Here is a 2,118-nt window from a genome sequence, read left to right on the forward strand (position 1 = left end):
AGATGATGGTGGAGCATCACCGCCAGGCCCTGACGATGACGGAGCTGGCGCCGGAGCGGGCCGCTTCCGTCCAGGTCAGGAAGGTGGCCGAGCGGATAGCCGCGGCTCAGCGGCCGGAGATCAGCGCGATGGAAGGCTGGCTGAAGAACCACGGCGGCCCCCGGGAGCAGAGCGGCCACGACCATCACGCGATGCCGGGCATGGCCACGCGGGCGCAGCTCGCGGAGCTGCGCAACGCGAAGGGAGCCGCCTTCGACGAGCTGTTCCTGAAGCTGATGGTGACGCATCACGAGGGCGCGGTGACGATGGCGGCCGAGGTGCTGAGCGAGGGCAACAACGTCCTCGTGGAGGAGATGGCGAACGACGTGATCACCCAGCAGACCGCCGAGATCAACCGGATGCGCTCGATGTGACCGCACCGGTTCCGGGCAGCGCCCGGCGCGCGGAGTCGGCGAGGGCCGCGGCGAGGACGGTGTCGAGCAGTCCGGGGAAGAGGGCGTCGAGGTCGTCCCGGCGCAGCGCGTTGAGTTTGGTGGTGCCCTGGTACGTCTGCCGTACGACACCGCTCTCGCGCAGGACGCGGAAGTGGTGCGTCGTCGTGGACTTGGTGACCGGGAGGTCGAAGTACGAGCAGCTCAGGGCGGCTTCGCGGTCGGCCAGTTCGCGCACGATCCGCAGCCGTACGGCGTCGGAGAGCGCGTGCAGGACCGCTTCGAGACGGATCTCGTCGCGGTCGGGGTGCGCGAGGACGCGGGGGCCGGGGGCGGCGGTCGACATGGGCGCGGCTCCACTTCATCGGGACGGTACTCATTGTACGAGACTCTTCGTAGTTTGACAGGCACCGTACTACGATGGGTATCGTACGAAGGTCCCCGAGGCATCCCCGAAACGGAGTCCGTCATGAGCGCCGCCCTGTTCGAGCCCTACACCCTCCGGTCCCTCACCATTCCGAACCGGGTGTGGATGGCGCCCATGTGCCAGTACTCGGCCGAGGTGTCCGGACCGGACGCGGGCGTCGCCGACGACTGGCACTTCGCGCACTACGCCTCCCGGGCCACCGGCGGCGCCGGGCTCATCCTGGTCGAGGCCACGGCCGTCGCGCCCGAGGGCCGGATCAGCCCGCACGACCTGGGCCTGTGGAACGACACGCAGACCGAGGGCCTGCGCCGGATCGCCGGATTCCTCAAGCAGCACGGCACCGTCCCCGGCATCCAGCTCGGACACGCCGGCCGCAAGGCCTCGACCGAGCGCCCGTGGGAGGGCCGCGGCCCGGTCGCGCCCGGCGGCCCCGGCTGGCAGCCCGTCGGCCCCAGCCCCGTCCCGTTCGCCGAGGGCCACCCGGCGCCGACCGAGCTGACCGCCGAGGGCATCCAGGAGATCGTCGCCCGGTTCGCGGACGCCGCGCGGCGGGCCCTGGACGCCGGGTTCGAGGTCGTGGAGGTGCACGGCGCCCACGGTTACCTGATCGGCGAGTTCCTCTCCCCGCACAGCAACCACCGCACGGACGCCTACGGCGGCTCCTTCGAGAACCGCACGCGCTTCGCGCTGGAGGTCGTCGACGCGGTGCGCGCGGTCTGGCCCGAGGACCTGCCCGTCTTCTTCCGCGTCTCGGCGACCGACTGGCTCGGCGAGGCGGGCTGGACCGCCGACGAGACCGTACGCTTCGCGCGACTGCTGCGCGAGCACGGGGTGGACCTGCTCGACGTCTCCTCCGGCGGCAACGGCGGCCCCGCCGACATCCCCGTCGGGCCCGGCTACCAGGTCCCGTTCGCGGCCCGCGTGAAGGCGGAGACGGACATGCCGGTGGCCGCCGTCGGGCTCATCACCGAGAGCGAGCAGGCCGAGAAGATCCTCGCGAACGGGGAGGCCGACGCGATCCTGCTCGGCCGGGAGCTGCTGCGCGACGCCTCCTGGCCGCGCCGCGCGGCCCGCGAACTCGGCGCCACGATCGGCGCCCCGGCCCCGTACGCCTGGGCGATCTGACCCGAGGCCCCCGGGCGCGCGGGCGCGAGTGTCGGCGGAGGTCGTTGTCGGTGGCCGGGTGCAGACTGGCCCGTATCCGCGACAACGGCGTCCTGGAGGTGGCAGCCATGCCCGACGTACTCCTCACCGTAGGCA

The 2,118-nt window shown here is 72.2% G+C and carries 3 protein-coding genes; 2 read left to right on the plus strand and 1 reads right to left on the minus strand.

Annotated elements, in window-relative coordinates; all coding sequences use genetic code 11:
• Positions 1-413 (plus strand): DUF305 domain-containing protein (locus RIF68_RS35155; RefSeq protein WP_309055620.1); only part of this gene is annotated, 413 nt, incomplete at its 5' end.
• Here the strand turns inward: RIF68_RS35155 and RIF68_RS35160 are convergent.
• Positions 391-777, minus strand: a complete 387-nt coding sequence (locus RIF68_RS35160) for a helix-turn-helix transcriptional regulator (protein ID WP_309055622.1) — start codon at positions 775-777, stop codon at positions 391-393. The genes RIF68_RS35155 and RIF68_RS35160 overlap by 23 nt on opposite strands.
• A 123-nt stretch (positions 778-900) precedes the next feature.
• Here RIF68_RS35160 and RIF68_RS35165 point away from each other — a divergent pair, with 123 nt between their 5' ends.
• On the plus strand, positions 901-1,983 hold the full coding sequence (locus tag RIF68_RS35165) for an NADH:flavin oxidoreductase/NADH oxidase (RefSeq protein WP_309055624.1): 1,083 nt from the start codon (positions 901-903) through the stop codon (positions 1,981-1,983).
• Positions 1,984-2,118: the final 135 nt, after the last annotated feature.

The organism is Streptomyces sp., from assembly GCF_031178505.1.
Taxonomy (GTDB): Bacteria; Actinomycetota; Actinomycetes; order Streptomycetales; family Streptomycetaceae; genus Streptomyces; species Streptomyces gulbargensis.

Excerpts from the sequence above, each read along its gene's own strand:
- RIF68_RS35160 (WP_309055622.1), bottom strand. The coding sequence starts at position 777 with ATGTCGACCGCCGCCCCCGGCCCCCGCGTCCTCGCGCACCCCGACCGC.
- RIF68_RS35165 (WP_309055624.1), top strand. The coding sequence starts at position 901 with ATGAGCGCCGCCCTGTTCGAGCCCTACACCCTCCGGTCCCTCACCATT.